The 17,824-nt window shown below is 34.0% G+C and carries 10 protein-coding genes; 5 read left to right on the forward strand and 5 right to left on the reverse strand.

The window, feature by feature from the left end:
• The 5 genes from P8H68_RS11470 to P8H68_RS11490 form a co-directional block, all read right to left on the reverse strand.
• A partial coding sequence (locus P8H68_RS11470) for a sulfatase-like hydrolase/transferase (RefSeq protein WP_300325164.1) occupies positions 1 to 1,278 on the reverse strand: 1,278 nt, incomplete at its 3' end.
• A 232-nt stretch (positions 1,279 to 1,510) separates the two neighbouring features.
• Entirely contained in the window at positions 1,511 to 2,899 is a 1,389-nt protein-coding gene (locus tag P8H68_RS11475; protein ID WP_300325167.1) for a glycosyl hydrolase family 28 protein, read from the reverse strand.
• 22 nt (positions 2,900 to 2,921) lie between these two features.
• Entirely contained in the window at positions 2,922 to 4,601 is a 1,680-nt protein-coding gene (locus P8H68_RS11480) for a sulfatase-like hydrolase/transferase (protein WP_300325170.1), read from the reverse strand.
• Between the two features lie 19 nt (positions 4,602 to 4,620).
• Positions 4,621 to 7,104, reverse strand: coding sequence for a glycoside hydrolase family 2 TIM barrel-domain containing protein (locus tag P8H68_RS11485; RefSeq protein ID WP_300325172.1), 2,484 nt, complete (start codon positions 7,102 to 7,104; stop codon positions 4,621 to 4,623).
• 409 nt (positions 7,105 to 7,513) lie between these two features.
• Complete coding sequence (locus P8H68_RS11490) at positions 7,514 to 8,521, reverse strand: LacI family DNA-binding transcriptional regulator (protein WP_300325175.1); 1,008 nt, start codon at positions 8,519 to 8,521, stop codon at positions 7,514 to 7,516.
• A gap of 160 nt (positions 8,522 to 8,681) precedes the next feature.
• Here P8H68_RS11490 and P8H68_RS11495 point away from each other — a divergent pair, with 160 nt between their 5' ends.
• From P8H68_RS11495 to P8H68_RS11515, 5 genes are all read left to right on the forward strand, one after another.
• Positions 8,682 to 10,328, forward strand: a complete 1,647-nt coding sequence (locus P8H68_RS11495) for a sodium:solute symporter family protein (RefSeq protein WP_300325179.1) — start codon at positions 8,682 to 8,684, stop codon at positions 10,326 to 10,328.
• An 18-nt stretch (positions 10,329 to 10,346) separates the two neighbouring features.
• Positions 10,347 to 12,632 carry an FAD-dependent oxidoreductase gene (locus tag P8H68_RS11500; RefSeq protein WP_300325181.1) on the forward strand — a complete coding sequence of 762 codons (2,286 nt, stop codon included), beginning with the start codon at positions 10,347 to 10,349 and terminating at the stop codon, positions 12,630 to 12,632.
• A 3-nt stretch (positions 12,633 to 12,635) separates the two neighbouring features.
• Positions 12,636 to 14,975, forward strand: a complete 2,340-nt coding sequence (locus P8H68_RS11505) for a glycoside hydrolase family 2 TIM barrel-domain containing protein (protein WP_300325184.1) — start codon at positions 12,636 to 12,638, stop codon at positions 14,973 to 14,975.
• A gap of 35 nt (positions 14,976 to 15,010) precedes the next feature.
• Positions 15,011 to 16,633, forward strand: a complete 1,623-nt coding sequence (locus tag P8H68_RS11510; RefSeq protein ID WP_300325187.1) for a sulfatase — start codon at positions 15,011 to 15,013, stop codon at positions 16,631 to 16,633.
• The coding region (locus tag P8H68_RS11515; protein ID WP_300325190.1) for a sugar-binding domain-containing protein at positions 16,626 to 17,824 on the forward strand (1,199 nt) is incomplete at its 3' end. The genes P8H68_RS11510 and P8H68_RS11515, both read left to right, overlap by 8 nt.

A 17,824-nucleotide genomic window follows, 5' to 3' on the forward strand; every position in this document is an offset into this window, starting at 1 on the left:
CTTATCTATTTTAACTCCAGCTATATCGGCGATTGTAGGCAAAACATCTGCTATATTCACCAATATATCTTGTTCTCCTTTTTTTGTCAGTTGTAATCCCGGAGCGTAAACAATAAAGGGTACATGGGTTCCTTTCTGACTTACAGGACTTCCTTTTCCATAATAATGAGTTCCATTATCCGCACAAAAAATAAAAATAGTATTCTCTTCAATCCCTAGTTCTTTAAATTTATTGATATACAACCAAGCTTGATAATCTAAATAATTCACATGATTTCTAATCCCTGGTTCTGACAATGAATTATGGGTATCATATACGCCCTTATCACCTGTTACATTCGGTGTATATCGAACATATTTATTGTCTTTCCATTCAATTTTTGGAGTTTGAGGATATTTATTGTCCTTGGTCTGATTGAAAAAATCTACCGCTCCATGTCCTAAATGCGTTGTATGATACACAAAAAACGGTTTCTTCTCTTTGTGTTTTCTTTCCATAAAATCAAAGATAAAATTTAACTCAACATCAGGTCCAAAAGTATTCAATCCATAATTCCTTTTGTCCTTTTTAGTTATTGGCCACCAGGCTAATTTCTCTTTTGAACTAGGATGATTCATCAATCTTACATGAGGCTTCCAATACCATCCAAATTGTTGATGCGTATCTATCTGTTCTCCCGTATCAGCATTGATGTAAACTTTTTTCCCATTTATTTTTTCAGGAATTACTTTAAAATCTGTCATTGGATTGTTTGGTGCTCCCTGTTCCCCTGGAGTAAACACACCTTCATCAAAACCAAATTTCTGCAAATCAGAACCCTTCATTTGTGTTTTTCCAGACCATAGCGTAGCATAACCTCCCTGTTGCGCAATATGACCGATTAGAGAAGAACTCTCATACAAAGGCCACGGTCGTTTTTTCCCATCATCACCAACAGAAAACCCTAAATCACCATTATGCCACCATTTGTGCTTATCAGCATATCTACCGGTCATCATCATGGCCCTACTAGGAGAGCAAATGGTTGCTGCCCATGCCGTTTTTACATACAAGCCCTCAGTGGCTAATCTTGTTAACACAGGTGTCTTAGCTCGCATTTTAGGATCCGTACTTTCACCTTTCGAATCTGCGTTCCAGACTTTTGATTTGTACACAGGAAACTCTCGTGCACTGATATCATCAGCATAAACCAAAACGATATTCGGTTTCTTTTTTTGTGCAATGCTCATGACAGGAAGTATCAAAGCAAAAGTTATGATCAATTTAAATGACTTCATATCTAAGATATTTTTCCTTTTATTAATTAATTTAAATCTTGTTTTACAAAGTTATTCTTTCATAAGCTATCTGTATTGAACAAATGTTTTTGTTATTACCATAAATGTGTCGACATACAACATCTATACTCTCTCTTGATTTTTAAAGCATTTTAACACTGTCTTAAAACACATATAAACAAAAAGTCCTGCAGTTTCTTGCAGGACTTTTATCATATTTCACAAAAGAAAATCACTTTCTGATAATTTCTTTTTTGCGAATCTCTTTTCTGTTCAAAAAAGCATTCGAAACATAACCGTTAGAAACGTCGTCTAAAACAATCGTTGGTCTAAAATCTTCGTCAATGGTATTCAAATGAAAATTTGTAATTGACAATCCATCAATATGCCTAGCAAAAATTCCGGAAGCAGGTAGGGTTCCTACTTTGCTAAATTCAGGCCACCAATTCCCAAGAGTTTCTAATGTATACTCTTTAATTAAATTTTCAGCATCCGTTTTTGTACCTCCACCAGAAACAGTCATTTGAATATTATTCAACTGAATATCTTCAATATTATGACCAGGCATACCCGTAATAAAAAATGCCGAATTTTTATCCAACTCTCTATTATCAACAATTAAATCACTAAAAATGAAACCATCCATCGCCTTCATTGGAAACATCTCTTTTGGCATATCTACACCAGCTCTCTGTTGGCAAAAAGTCATAAAAACTGGTCTTGGCACATTTTTCATCACCAAATTAGAAAATGACATATTCTTCATTTCCCCACCTTCATTCATTTGAATTTTCAATCCAGAATCCTGAATATCAAAAAAGGTACAATTTGAAACCGTTACGGACTCAAAATCTCCTCTAGATGCCAATCCAATTCGCATACCTCCCCATTTTGTTGTAAATACACAATTTGTTACAGTGATATTTTTACATGGATATGCTGCATTAGACGCCTGAAGACAAATAGAGTCATCACTATTATCAAAGGAAGAATCACTTACTCTAACATTGGTACAGCCATCAAAATCAAGTCCATCTCCATTATGATTGACTCTACTAATAATTTTAATTCCAGATACCACAATTTCATTGCAATACAACCAAGCAGACGTCCAAGCAGCTGGATCTTTTAAAGTTACATTTTTCAGCTTTATATCAGAGCATTTATAAAACCGCAACAACATGGGTCTCCCTCCATTTTTCTTATTGAAGTTTTTAGGAGAGCCATTCCCATTAATAATTCCATTACCTTCTATCGTAAATGATTTTGCTTCTGAGGCAAAAATCAAACAACGATCCATATGAGGTTCGTCCTTGTAGGTATTGTAATGTGTGTCCGTTGTATAATCCTTATACTCTGGACTTCCCAACAAACTAGCACCATTTTCTATATGCAATGTCACAAAATCTTTTAAATAGATAGTTCCTACTACCACAGTTTTACCAGCAGGAATTATTACTTTTCCTCCACCATTTTTTGTACAGGCATCAATTGCCTTTTGCACAGCTTCGGTATCTTTCGTTATTCCATCTGCCTTTGCTCCATATTTTAAAACATTAAAATCTGTTGCAAAAACCTGAAATTGTAAACTCAATAATAGTAAAAATGCTATTTTTTTCATAAGACTTTATAAACTAAATTGATTAATGTCCTCCTTTAGGATGACTATCATTTGTATACCTTAATACCTGAGGTTTTCCTGTTCCTCTAGCCATAGTAATTTGTTCTTTCCAAACTTTTCTTAATTCTTTTAATGTTTCCTTATTTTCTTTATTCTTGGCAAGATTAACCAATTCAGCAGGATCGTTTTTTAAATTATACAATTCTTCATACACTGGCTTTTCTCCCTCTAAAGAAGAGTCTGATAATTGACGGTAATACGCAATATCAGGATCATGAGTAGCATATAACATTTTGTTTACAGGAATTCCTAATTCTTTTGCTGTTGCTATTTTCTTAGATGCTGAAAAAGTAGTGTTTTTATAATATCTAATATATTTCCATTCTTTATTTTGAACCGCCTCACATTTAGGATTTCCAAATTGAGTAGACCATAAGTTTTCTGTAAAAACATAGTCTCTTACCTCAGCAGTTTTATCAACCACTAATTTAGAAATATCTTTTCCTTGAAATTCTTTTGGAATCGCAACACCCGCCATAGCCAACATTGTTGGAGCAACATCAATAGACTGTACCAAAGCGTCACTTTTTCTTCCTCTATTTTTTCTTTTCAAAGAAGGATCCATCACAATCATTGGAACATGTGTTGTTTTTTCATAACACAATGCTTTTCCTCCTAAACCTTGTTCTCCCATAAACAAACCATGATCAGAAGTAAAAATGATAATTGTATTTTTATCCAACTTCAATTTTTTCAACTTCAAACGTAAGTTTCCAACCAAACGATCTATCCCCGTCATTGCTTGTAATTGACGCGTATAACGCTCTCTAAATCCTTCTGGAGTATCAGAATAATTATATCCTGTTTGACGATCTTCTGCTCTTAATAAGTCAGCAGGTAGTTTTGGTGTTTTAATATCAGCTTTGGCAATATAATTCGCAGGCAATGCCAATTCAAGATCTCTATAAAGAGACTTGTAAATATCATCATCTGTTTTTCTTTGTTTCATACTCCCAGTCCCTGCACCATGAGGCAAATTGAAATTGATAGACAATAAAAATGGTTTATCTGTAGGGCGAGTTTCTAAAAACTTAACCGCACCTTTTAACTTTCTTGCATTAGGATCTAAAAAATCATCCATCCCTTCATTAATTACTTCTGGCTGTGTTGAGGCAATTGCATCATTAAAAATGGCATGTACATCTTTTGGATAAAAACGAATATGACCATGACCTGCGTACCAGTAGTCGAAACTCTTTTCCATCAATCCACTTGTATAACCACCTTCTCCAATAGGAGCATGATTTTTACCAATCCACCCGGTATAATAACCCGCATTTCTCATCACCAACGGATAAGCTTTTTCCCATGCTTTACCTGACACAGATGTACCTGAATTAAAATTCACACCGTGCTTTCTTTCATATTGACTTAATAAAATAGAAATTCTACTTGGCGTACAAATTGCACTAGAAATATGTGCATTCGTAAACAAAACTCCATCTTTAGCTAACTTGTCTATATTCGGAGTTTGTACAATTTCGTTCCCAGTACATCCCATCATTCCATACGACTGATCATCTGTAAGGATAAAAACGATATTCGGTTGTTTTCCTTTTTTTTGCGCTGTAATATTTAATAACGGATTTGCCAAAGCAAGTACCATTACTAAAAGAACCTTATTAAATTTTAATGCTTTCATTCTTTTATTATTTATTGTATTATTTTGTTGTTATGCTTATGAAATCAGAAGTCAGTCCCTTAGAATTTGCTTTGATAGAAATTTCTCCACCTTCTTCTGTAGATTTTACAATTACCATGCTCAATCCATTAAAAGCTTTCCTTGTATTCACTTGAAATGATGCCATTGAAATTTGATCTCCATTTCCAACTGCTGCTAATGTTCCTGAACCTGAAATCTCAAATTCTACCTGGCTGGATGCTAACGGACACAAATTCCCGTCCTTATCTTCAACTCTTACAGTTACAAAAGATAAATCTGCTCCATCAGCATTAATTTCACTTCGGTCGGCAATTAATTTTATTTGAGCTGGTTTACCCGCTGTCTTAATTTCTTTAGTTGCAGCAACTTTTCCATTTTTATACCCAATAACTTTTATACTTCCAGCTTGATAAGGAACATTCCAAGATAGTCTGTATTTAGATTTATACATCCCTTTTTTGAAACCATGGTATTCAGATGGAATCATGGTAAAATCTTTTCCTTTTATACGTTTTCCGTACGACTTCCCATTTACAATCAACTCAACCTCATCACAATTTGTATAAGAATATACAGGGATTACTTCTCCTTCTTTCCCTTCCCAATTCCAATGCGGCAATACATGAACCATCGGTTCTGTTGTCCACTGACTTTGATATAAATAATACCTATCCTTTGGGAAACCACATAAATCTACTGGCGCAAAGTAAGAAGACCTTGAAGGCCAGTCGTCATTCCAATATCCATTTGTAGAATTATCTCTACCTCCATAAGGTGTAGGTTCTCCTAAATAATCAAACCCAGTCCAAATAAACTCTCCTAAAGAATTTGGATTTTTTTCTTGATCATCAAACTCAATATCTGGTGCATATGCCCATGGCGGTCCAACAATCACATCATAACTAGAAACGTGATTTGTTTCTTTTCTAGGCAAATATTCTATTGGTAAATGATACACCCCTCTACTACTTGTTTGAGACGATGTTTCAGAACCATATAAAATAATCCCAGGGTTATTCTCTTTAATTTCTTTGTATTTATCCGACCAGTAGTTCATTCCTACAATATCAATCTGATAAGCCAATTTGTTTTTAAATGGAGCTGGATAATAATTGAATCCCGCAGTTGTTGGACGCGTATTATCTTCATCATGACAGATATCATTTAAAATCTTAGCTACTTTCCAACCATCTTTTCTAGCTTGTTCTAAAATTTCATTCCCAATACTCCACATAATTACCGATGGATGATTACGATCTCTTTTAATCATATCTCGTAAATCTGTTTCATGCCACTCATCAAAATATTTATGATACCCATTTTCAACTTTTCCAAGTTTCCATTCATCGAATGCTTCTGTAATCACAACAATTCCCAATTCATCACACACCTGTAACATTTCTGGAGATGGTGGATTATGACTTGTACGCAAAGCATTCACTCCCATACTTTGCATAATTTGCATTTGACGTTGCTTTGCTCTGTAATTTATTGCTGCCCCTAAAGGCCCTTGATCATGATGCATACACACACCGTTTAACTGAACAATATTTCCATTTAATAAAAATCCTTTTTCAGCATCAAACTCGATAGTTCTTGCTCCAAACTTTGTCGTGTATTCATCAACTAAACTCCCATTCACTTTTACAAGACTTGTAACTGTGTATAAATAAGAATTAGCAATCTCCCATAATTGTGGATTCTGAATTTTGGTATCTAAAGAGAATTCTTCAACCGAAGAACCACCAATGTTTTTCTTAGTACTATTTTCAGCTACCGTTTTTCCTTTCTCATCTTTAATAATCGTTTCCAAAGTGGCTTCAACAACTTTATTACCCGAATTTTTAACCGAAGTTTTAACTGTTACTTCAGCTATTTCAGAATTTACCTTTGGCGTAGTGACAAAAGTTCCATACTGTGGAATATGTAACGTATTCTTTAATTTTAATCGAACATTTCTATAAATACCTGCTCCTGGGTACCAACGTGCAGATAAATCTTCTGGCGACAACTGAACTGCAATTACATTATCCTCTCCAAATTTTATTTTAGAAGTAATATCAAACTCAAAACCAATATATCCATAAGGCCTTCCTCCTACATATTCACCATTCACCCATACTTTCGCATTGTTCATGGCTCCATCAAACTCAACCGAAACTTGTTTGTTTTTATTTTTTATATCAACAACAAAATGTTTTCTATACCAAGCTTCTCCTGTCACAGGCAAACCACCTGTTCTAGCGTTATGTTCGTTACTAAAAGGTCCTTCGATAGCCCAATCATGAGGCAAGTCAAGTTGTCTCCAACTAACATCCTCAAAAGACACTTTCTCTGCACCGATAATTGTATCCTTTTTAAACAACCAGCCTTTGTTAAAATTCTGATCTGCTATCACATTCGATTCTTCATGGCCACACGAGCTCACAAAAACCAAAATTGCGATCAAACAAACTGACAAGGATAATTTATAATATTTCATATACGTTTTATTTACATTTTCTAATATGGATAGTAAATATATAGCAATCTATATGCCTAAAAAAAGAATAGCATATCTGTCCCCTTTAAAAAGACATTTGTTCTACTTATTTCTTATTAACAAAGACTGAGCAAAGAATTGACAACATCGTAAAACACAAAAAAAGAAGATGTGAGATTATCGTATCGGGAATGTTTTTCAGAGAATAAAAATATTTTCGGTATACAGGAGAATTATTTACTCCTTTTCCAAACAACAACATATAGAAAACTATGTAAAAGACTCAACAATAGAACCATATTAATTTCTAGCTTCTAACTTATAAATAATAATGAAAAGAGATTGATATATCTTAAACCCAAAAAGGGACAATAATTATGTATTGTCCCTTTCCCTTTATAAAAACTCACTATACCTTCATAGATGATTCTCTTACATTCAATCGACCATTCAGAACAATTGTTTGAGGAACAAATAGTCCTTTTGTATCAATCTGTTCCAATAAAAGTTTAGCTGCTGTTTGTCCTATATCTCTTGTTGGCTGACTCACTGACGTTAATGGTGGGGCAATATGTTCGGCTAAACTAGACTCTGAAAATCCAACAATAGCTATATCTTTTGGAATAGCATATCCATGGTCTTTAAAAACTTTCATCGCACCAATGGCCCCTGGATCACTTGCTGCAAAAATAGCTGTAGGCACTTCATCCTTTTTAATCAAATCTAAAGCCACACGTTCTCCTTCCTCCATAGAAAACCCACATGGAATTTTTCTACCAACAGGAATTTTATGTTTTCTATGCGCAGCATCAAAGCCTTGTGATCTATTTTTTGATAATAATAAATTTTTAGGTCCTGATAAATGAACAATATCTGTATGTCCTTGAACCAATAGATGCTCAGTAGCAAAAAACGCCCATTTATAGTCATCAAAAACCACTTTAGAAGCAGGCAAATCATCAACCACTCTATTAAAAAATACTATCGGCATCTCTGAAGCTATCAATTCTTTATACTTCTCTATATTTTCATTTTCACAGGTCAACGAAACAATCAACCCGTCTACCATATTATCAACCATGGTATCAACATTTTTCATCTCTGTTTCCGAAGATTCATTGGATTGCATAATCAATACTTGATACCCTTCTGCTAATAAAACTTCTTGAGCACCAATAATAACTTCAGGAAAGAAACTGTTTACAAATTCTGGTACGATAATTCCAAAATTCAAAGAACGTTGCTGAATTAACTTCCGCGCAATAGGATTTGGACGATACCCCATTTCTTTAGCCGTTTTCAGAACCAACTCTTTTGTTTCGGTTCTAATATCGTATTTATCATTAAATGCTCTTGACACAGTTGAAACAGATACATTTAATTTACTTGCTACATCTTTTATGGTTGTGTGTTTCATCCGTCAATATTAATCTTTTTAAATAATTCTCGCAAATACCGAGAACGTTACCGTAAACAAAAACCGTTTACGGGAACGTTTCCGGTAATGATTTTATTCATTCCATTGTGAAAACCTAAAATTTAATCGAAATTGCAGTGTAAATTAAAATACAACCATAATGGGTCCTATAGATATTTCAGTAATATTAGTCTTCACACTTTTAGTTTTTATTTGTGGAATGAGCTTTTCTAAAGCGGGTAAAAACATGAAATCTTATTTTGCTGCTGGTGGGGCTTTGCCATGGTGGATGAGTGGACTTTCTTTGTTTATGAGTTTTTTCTCGGCAGGAACTTTTGTGGTTTGGGGATCTATTGCATACAAAAGTGGTTGGGTAGCAATTGCCATCCAATGGACCATGTGTATAGCCGGTTTGATCATTGGTTTTTGGATCGCTCCTAAATGGCAAAAAACAAAAGCCTTAACCGCTGCAGAATTTATCACCGATAGATTGGGTTATAAAACACAAAAAATTTATACGTATTTATTTTTATTAATATCCGTTTTTACTACCGGAGCATTTTTGTATCCCGTTGCAAAAATTGTTGAAGTTTCCACAGGAATCCCAATCAGTGCGAGTGTTATATTTTTAGGAATACTGATTTTGATATACACTACAGTTGGTGGCTTGTGGGCCGTTATTGTGACCGATGTATTGCAATTTGTCGTACTTACCGCTGCTGTATTAATTGTTGTCCCTTTATCGTTTGATAAAATTGGAGGTATTGACAATTTCATCAACCTTGCTCCTGATAATTTTTTCAATTTTGTAAATGATGAATACACACCAGGTTTCTTAGTTGCATTCGGATTGTATAATTTATTTTTTATTGCAGGAAACTGGGCATACATCCAAAGATATACCAGTGTAGCAACTCCAAGAGAAGCAAAAAAAGTAGGTTGGCTTTTTGGAGGATTGTATACTATTAGTCCACTTATCTGGATGTTACCTCCAATGATTTATAGAGTCTTGAATCCAGATTTAGGAGATTTAGCTGAAGAAGGTGCATATTTATTAATGTGTAAAGAAGTATTACCTGTAGGTATGCTTGGTTTAATGTTAGGAGGAATGGTTTTCGCTACTTCTAGTTCGGTAAACACAACTTTAAATATTTCAGCTGGAGTATTGGCTAATGATGTATACAAACACTTCAAACCAAATTCTAGTGATAGTGAATTGGTAAAGGTTGGAAAAAGATCAACAATTGGTTTGGGAATTATTACAATAATCGTTGCCTTATTAGTACCGCTAATGGGAGGAATTGTTAACGTAGTAATGAGTTTGGCTGCATTAACTGGTGGAGCCATGTTTTTACCTCCACTTTGGGCGTTGTTTTCAAAATACCAAACAGGAAAAAGCGTTTTGGCTGTTACTATAATTTCTTTAACAATCAACGGGTTCTTTAAATTCATAAGTCCAAAATTATTTGAATTTGGTTTAGATCGCGCTACCGAAATGGGAGTTGGTGTAGGAATTCCTGTTATTCTTCTTGCCATCTATGACTTCTATGCAAAATCACAAAATGCAAGTACAATACAACACGACAAGCATCAAGAAATTGTTGCCGGTAAAGTTGGTACAACTACTGAGGAATCTGCTGGTAGTAATAAAAAAGGAGGAAGAGTTATTGGAATCGGAGTTGCTGCAACTGGATTGTTAGTTCTTGGGCTTTCATTTATTGCCGATACAGGAGCCTTACTTGTAGGAGGAATGGGAATAGCCGTTCTAATACTTGGACTTGTAGTGATCAAAAAAAATCTTAAATAAAATCAACAACAATATAATATGTTAGTACAGAACCATAGTGCCGAAAAAAGAGATAATAAAATTTCTGAAATTCAATCTGAGTTTGTAGTAATTGGAGGAGGAACCGCAGGAGTCTGTGCCGCAATTACTGCTGCCAGAAAGGGCACAAAAACAGTTTTAATTCAAGACCGACCTGTTTTAGGTGGTAATGCTTCTTCTGAAGTAAGACTTTGGATTCTTGGAGCAACATCTCACATGGGAAACAACAATCGTTGGTCTCGTGAAGGTGGAGTTATGGATGAGATTTTGGTAGAAAACTTATACCGTAACAAAGAAGGTAATGCCATTATCTTTGACACTGTGTTATTGGAAAAAGTAATGAATGAAAAAAACATCACACTTTTATTAAACACCAGTGTATATGATGTTACCAAATCCAATGAAAATAGTTTGGAATCGGTTAGAGCTTTCAACCCACAAAACTCTACTGATTACGTAATAAATGCTCCTTTGTTTTGTGATGCTTCTGGTGATGGTATTGTTGCTTTTAAAGCAGGCGCTTCTTTTAGAATGGGTGCTGAAACAAAAGAAGAATTTGGAGAATTATTTGCTCCAGACAAATCTTACGGAGAATTACTTGGGCACTCCATGTACTTCTACAGTAAAAACACAAACAAGCCAGTAAAATATGTAGCTCCCGAATTTGCATTAAAAGATATTACTGCAATTCCACGTTATAAAGCTATTGGAAAAGATGACAAAGGTTGTCGCTTTTGGTGGTTCGAATATGGAGGTCGTGGAGATACAATCCATGAAACTGAAGAAATCAAATACGAACTTTGGAAAGTTATTTACGGGGTTTGGAATTATATCAAAAATTCAGGGGAATTTGAAGATGTTGATAACATGACTTTAGAATGGGTTGGAACAGTTCCTGGAAAACGTGAAAGTAGACGTTTTGAAGGATTGTATATGATGAAACAGCAAGATGTTATTGGTCAAAGTAAATTTGACGATGCCATTGCTCATGGTGGATGGGCAATTGATTTACACCCTGCCGATGGCGTTTATAGCGAACTATCAGGTTGTACACAATGGCATTCAAAAGGGATTTATGATATTCCTTACAGGTCATTTGTGAGTAAGGATATTGACAATCTTTTCTTGGCAGGAAGAATTATTAGCGCAACACACGTTGCTTTTGGTTCTACCAGAGTTATGGCTACCACAGGTTTGTGTGCGCAAGCTTTAGGTGTTGCGGCTTCTATATGTCTAGATAAAAACATCAAACCTGCACAAATTTTAGAAAATGGTTTGATCAAAGAATTGCAAAATGAATTGAATATTTTTGGTCAAAGTATTCCTCGTGTTCCTATTCAAAAAGAAAGTAACTTAATCACAAAAGCAACTATAGAAAGTAGCTCTTCTTTACAATTATCAAAAATAAAATTTGATGGAGAATGGATGAATTTAGGAACTTCAGCTGCGCAGTTATTACCTCTTAAAGCCAATCAAAAATACAAATTCAAAGTATTGGCAAATGTATTGGAAGCAACAGATATAGAAATTCAATTAAGAACATCTATCAAAGCTGAAAACTATTGCCCAGAATTAATTTTAGAATCTCAATTATTGTCTTTGGAAAAAGGAGAACAATACATAGAATTTGATTTTGAAACTACCCTTGGTGAAGATCAGTACGCCTTTGTAACTTTTATGTCTAATGATAAAATTGAATTAAAAAATAGCAACGAACGTTTCTCTGGAATTTTATCTGTGTTTAACGGAGTGAACAAAGCTGTTTCCAACAATGGTAAACAAGCACCGCCTGCAGAAATTGGAGTTGATGCTTTTGAATTTTGGATTCCGCAGAGAAGACCAGAAGGAAAAAATATTGCCATGGAAATTTCTCCTGCAATTGAAGCTTTTGATAACAAAAATATTGGTAACGGATTTGTACGTCCTGGAACAACTGTTAACGCATGGTCTGCCGATTTAAATGACGAAGCTCCAGAATTAAAAGTGACTTGGGATGAGGAACAAGAAATTTCAGAAATCAAGTTATTTCTTGATACGGATTATGACCACGCTCTAGAATCGACTTTAATGGGACATCCTGAAGAAGTAGCACCTTTCTGTTTGAGAAATTATAAAATCAAAGATGCTAACGAAACTATTTTAGCTGAAAAACAAGGAAACTATCAGACGATGAATTCTTGGAAATTTGAAAAGCCTATAAAAACAAAAGCCTTGACTATTGAAGCAGAACACCCATCTAAAAATGTACCTGCATCAATCTTTGAAATTATTTGTTTAAAAGCATAAATTATGAAAAAATTCCTCTCAATTTTTACACTCTGCATATTCATCGTAAGCTGTAAGCCTTCAATGAATTCAGATGAAACCTCATTAAATCCTAATGAAGTGTCACTAAATGGTGAGTGGAATTTTTTAGCTTCAAATACAGTTTCAGAAGCAAAAGTTTTAAAATCCGAATTTAAAAATTGGGATAAAATTTATGTTCCTGGAAACTGGGATACAGAAAACGCATATGCAAATCATGTAGGAAATGGCTATTATCAAAAAGAAGTCAATATTCCAAAATCATGGGAATCTAAACAAATTAGATTGCGATTCGATGCTGTTTATGAAACCTCCAAAGTATGGTTGAATGGTGAGCTATTGGGAGAACATAAAGGTGGTTATACTCCTTTTGAATTCAACATAACAGACAAAGTTTTTCGCGACAAACCCAATACAATTATTGTTCAAGCAAACAATAGCTACAAAAGAGGTGCTTGGTGGGCTTGGGGTGGTATTAGCAGGAATGTAACACTTTTGGCTAATGCAGATGTTAGAGTTGTTTGGCAACATATATCAGCACAACCAAATTTCAAAACGAAAAAAATCGCTTTTGATATCAAGTACAAGTTAGAAAGCAATGTTTCGGAAAGTAAATCTGTACAAATTGAGGCCAACATCTACGATTCAAAAAACAATAAAATACTTACAAAAAATAAGGAAGTAACAATATCAGCAAACAGCACTACTGAAGCTGTTATAAGTTTTGAAAAAGACGTAAGCACATTCGATTTATGGCATTTTGACTCTCCTATTCTTTACCAATTAAATACACAATTAAATTATCAAAACAACAAACAACTTGTTGTGGATAAGTTTGGAATTCGAAAAGTAGAAACAATCGGTGAGCAATTATTTTTAAACAACGAAGCTGTGCGTTTGAATGGTTTTAATCGAGTTCATGATCATCCTGCATACGGAAATACAGAACCTTATGAATTGGTAAAACACGACATCACAGAGATGAAATCTTTAGGAGCTAATTTCTCAAGAATGATGCATGCACCTGCTGCTCCTAGTTTATTAAAATTTTGCGACAGTATTGGTTATATGCTTGTAACAGAAATTCCTGTTTGGGGTTCTGATGACCCAAATGCTTTTACTCATAACCCTCTTACAAAAAAATGGTTGAAAGAAATGATCGACAGAGATTACAACCATGCTTCAGTTATTGGTTACAGTGTAGGAAATGAACTTGGAGCCTATGTTTTAAAGAAAAACACCAAACCATTAACCGGTTCAGAAACTGCAGTTAAGAAATGGACGAATAAAACAATGACTCCAAAACAATATGGTTATGCTAACTCTATGTTAGATTATATCGATGAATTAGACACCACTAGATTAAAAACTTTTGCCAGTTATACTTCGTATTTACCAAATTCAAAAATCGGAAATGAAGTCTATGAAAAAGTTGACTTTTTATCCATCAACACTTATGGTGACGCAGTAAAAAAAGTTCAAACAACGCATAAGAAATTCCCTGGAAAACCCATCTTTTTTACTGAGATAGGAAAAGGACAATTGGGAGAATCCAATGACGCTGTTTTTTCAGATGCTTTGCTTGAAGATTTAAAAGAAATTCAGAAACTACCTTATGTTTTTGGTTCAGCGGTTTGGACCTATAACGACTACAGAAGTAATTACAAAGGTACTCCTGCCTCGGGAAATAGAGCTTGGGGAGTTGTTGATGTATGGAGAAATAAAAAACCTAAAGCTTTTGCTCAAGTCCAAAAAATATATGGACCTGTTCATGATTTAACTGCTAAAATCATAAATAATAAAATCAACGTTGTTTTATCACCAAGAAAAAAAGAGGAGTTGCCTTCATATACTTTAAACAAATATCATTTAAAATATAATTTCTACACGAAAAAACTAGAAAGCAATTCTCAAAAAGCCATAGAGTTACCAGTAATAGAACCTGGAGCCAAAGAATTAAAATTCACATTTCAACAACCGAAAGAAACCCCTTTTTATAAAATTTCCTTAATATCTCCTTTAGGAATAGAAATGACTTCTGTTTCAAATATTCCTTCTGGAGAATTAAATAAAATACAAGATTTATCAGACCGAATTATTCATTTACAAAAAATAAGAAATCAAATTGTAATTGGTTACAATGTTTCAAAAGAAGAAACTTCTTTTACTTTTAAATACGGGAATTCGAAAACCAATTTAACAGAAAATTTTGCATCAGATTTAAAAGGATTCGTCAAAATTCCATGGAATACAAAAGAAGCATTTTATATAAAAATGAAATCTGAAACTAGTGAATGGTCAAAAGTTAAAAATATTCAAGAATAATAGTTGTGAAATTTAGAATGCGAAACAATAGTCAAATGAAAACAAACATACTTACTTACATACTTATTCTTTTTGCTGTACTTCAATTGCAAGCGCAAAAAAAATCTGCTAAATTAAGCACATCCAAACCCAATATTTTATTCATTATGTCTGACGATCATACAACACAGGCATTTGGTGTTTATGGCAGTCGATTGGCAACTCTAAATCCAACACCCAATATTGACAAGTTGGCTAATGAAGGAATTATATTTGACAATGTTTATTGCAACAATTCTATATGTACACCAAGTAGAGCAAGTATTTTAACCGGACAATATCCACAAACAAATGGAGTATTAGATTTACATCAACCTTTAGACGTAGCAAAGCAATATTTACCAAAAGAAATGCAAGCCCTAGGTTACGAAACGGCGGTTATCGGAAAATGGCATTTAAAAAACGAGCCTGGAAATTTCAATTATTACGAAGTATTACCACTTCAAGGTAAATACCACAATCCTACTTTAATTTCAAAAAACGGTAAAAAAACTGAAAAAATCAATTTCGGAAAAGGAAATATTAGAACTGTAAAAACGACGAAGTACACAGGTCATTCATCAGACATAATTACAGATCGTTCTATAGAATGGCTGAAAAACAGAAGAGATAAATCAAAACCCTTTATGCTAATGCATCATTTCAAAGCACCACATGGTATGTTTGAATTTGCAGATCGTTATAAAGATTATTTAGAAGATACTTATATTCCAGAACCAGCAAGTTTGTACCAAAGAGGAAACAATGGATCCATAGCTACAAGAGGTAAAGACGATTCATTAATTCATGATATTGGCTCTTCCGTTGGATTGAGAAATACCATTCGAGGTGTTGGACGAAGTTTAGATATCGATACAAACATCCCAGATCACAAACATAAATCTTATCAAGAATACTTAAAAAGATACTTGCGTTGCGTAAAAGGTGTAGATGACAACGTAAAACGTTTGATCGATGAGTTAAAAGCTGAAGGATTGTATGATAACACCATTATTATTTACACAGCCGATCAAGGTTTTATGCTAGGCGAACATGATTATATTGACAAGCGATGGATGTATGAAGAATCTATGCGCATGCCGTTTATTGTGCATTTTCCTAAAGGGTTAGAACAAGGAATCCGTAAAGATGCCCTTATCAACAACACCGACTTTGCTCCTACTTTAATAGACATCGCAGGCGGGAAAGCACCAAGTTATATGCAAGGACACAGTTTTAAAGATCTTTTAAACGGGGCTAAAGAAACTAAAAAGTGGCAAAAATCTACTTATTACAGATACTGGATGCACATGGGAAGTAGACATGCCAATCCTGCCCATTTCGGAATTCGAACCAAAGATTATAAACTGATTTTTTTCTATGGAAAATTTTGGAAACCTAAAGATCAAATTAAACAAGACGGTTGGGGACGATATGATTTTGATACACCAGCTGGCTGGGAGTTTTATGATTTGAAAAAAGATCCTGAAGAAATGCAGAATGAATATCATAATCCGAAATATGCTAAGATTGTAAAAAACATGAAAAAGGATTTAAAGAAAAAGAGAAAAAACCTCAACGAAGAAGACGCAAATTTCCCTCATATACAAACAGTAATTAAAAACCATTGGAATGATTAAAGTTAAACAACATATCACATTTTTATTTTCAATACTTCTATTATCCTGCGGAACCGAATCATCAAATACTTCTGTTACTGGAGAGGAAGAATTAAGCTTAAACGGAAAATGGAAATTTCATGCTATTTATGGTGAAGGGTCAAACTATTTAAATATCCAAGAAACCGAAAATGATTTGCTTATTGATAACAATAATAAAAAACATATTGTTACTAAAGGGGAATGGAAAACGAAGAAAATCGGAAGAAAAGGAGCAACTTTTTTTGGAAAAAACTATTTACAACACAGCTTTAACAAATTTCCAGATAAGGCTTCTGTAGGTTATTATCCAAAATTCAAAAAAGCAGGTTACTACGAAGCTTTTGTACGTTTCCCTTATGAATCACATTTAACGGCACAAGTAACTATTTTTCATACCAATGGACAAGACAAAAAATATTTTAATCAAAGAAGTATCTGTGATGAATGGTTGAGTGTCGGTATTTATCGTTTTGATGAATCTGAAACAAATCGCATAGAAATTGGTGCTATTGCTCAAGGTTCTGTATCTGCAGATGTTGTACTATTTAGACCCATTCCTGAAGCAGAATATTTAAAAGCAAAAAAAGAGCCTAATCAAGTTTATTTACCTGAATTTGACGATTCAAAATGGCATGACTTAAAAGTTCCTGGACATTGGGGAATGATCAATGAATTTTCAAATTACAGAGGTAATGCTTGGTATCGAAAAGAGATAATACTGCCTTCGAATTGGAAAGAAAATAAAAATAAAAGAGTTCGCTTAAAATTTGATGGTGTTTACCATGTTTCTAATATTTATTTAAACGGAAATTTCATAGGAAAAAACAGAGGTGGATTTACCCCTTTTGAATTTGATGTAACAGACAAATTAAATTTCAATGGAAAAAATATTGTTGCAGTAGAAGTTGATAATACCGTTATGGTTGGAGCTACTTGGAATTGGGGTGGAATTATTAGAGATGTGACCTTAGTTAAAAATAACGACCTAAGAATCTCACATCAATACATTCATGCAGATCCGAATTTAAAAACAGGTTCAGCAAATATCAAACTTAGAATCCGTGTTGAGAACAAATCTTCTGAAACTAAAAATATAAATATTGATTCCAAAATTTTAGACAAAAGTGAACTTGCTACTTTAAATGGGAAATTGACTATTGCCGCCAATTC

The sequence above is a fragment of the Flavicella sp. genome (assembly GCF_029238425.1).
GTDB lineage: Bacteria > Bacteroidota > Bacteroidia > Flavobacteriales > Flavobacteriaceae > Flavicella.

What these genes read in the sequence shown, in the direction of transcription:
- P8H68_RS11485 (WP_300325172.1), bottom strand. Translation starts at nt 7,104, where the DNA reads ATGAAATATTATAAATTATCCTTGTCAGTTTGTTTGATCGCAATTTTG.
- P8H68_RS11500 (WP_300325181.1), top strand. Translation starts at nt 10,347, where the DNA reads ATGTTAGTACAGAACCATAGTGCCGAAAAAAGAGATAATAAAATTTCT.
- P8H68_RS11495 (WP_300325179.1), top strand. Translation starts at nt 8,682, where the DNA reads ATGGGTCCTATAGATATTTCAGTAATATTAGTCTTCACACTTTTAGTT.
- P8H68_RS11505 (WP_300325184.1), top strand. Translation starts at nt 12,636, where the DNA reads ATGAAAAAATTCCTCTCAATTTTTACACTCTGCATATTCATCGTAAGC.
- P8H68_RS11480 (WP_300325170.1), bottom strand. Translation starts at nt 4,601, where the DNA reads ATGAAAGCATTAAAATTTAATAAGGTTCTTTTAGTAATGGTACTTGCT.
- P8H68_RS11475 (WP_300325167.1), bottom strand. Translation starts at nt 2,899, where the DNA reads ATGAAAAAAATAGCATTTTTACTATTATTGAGTTTACAATTTCAGGTT.
- P8H68_RS11510 (WP_300325187.1), top strand. Translation starts at nt 15,011, where the DNA reads ATGAAAACAAACATACTTACTTACATACTTATTCTTTTTGCTGTACTT.
- P8H68_RS11490 (WP_300325175.1), bottom strand. Translation starts at nt 8,521, where the DNA reads ATGAAACACACAACCATAAAAGATGTAGCAAGTAAATTAAATGTATCT.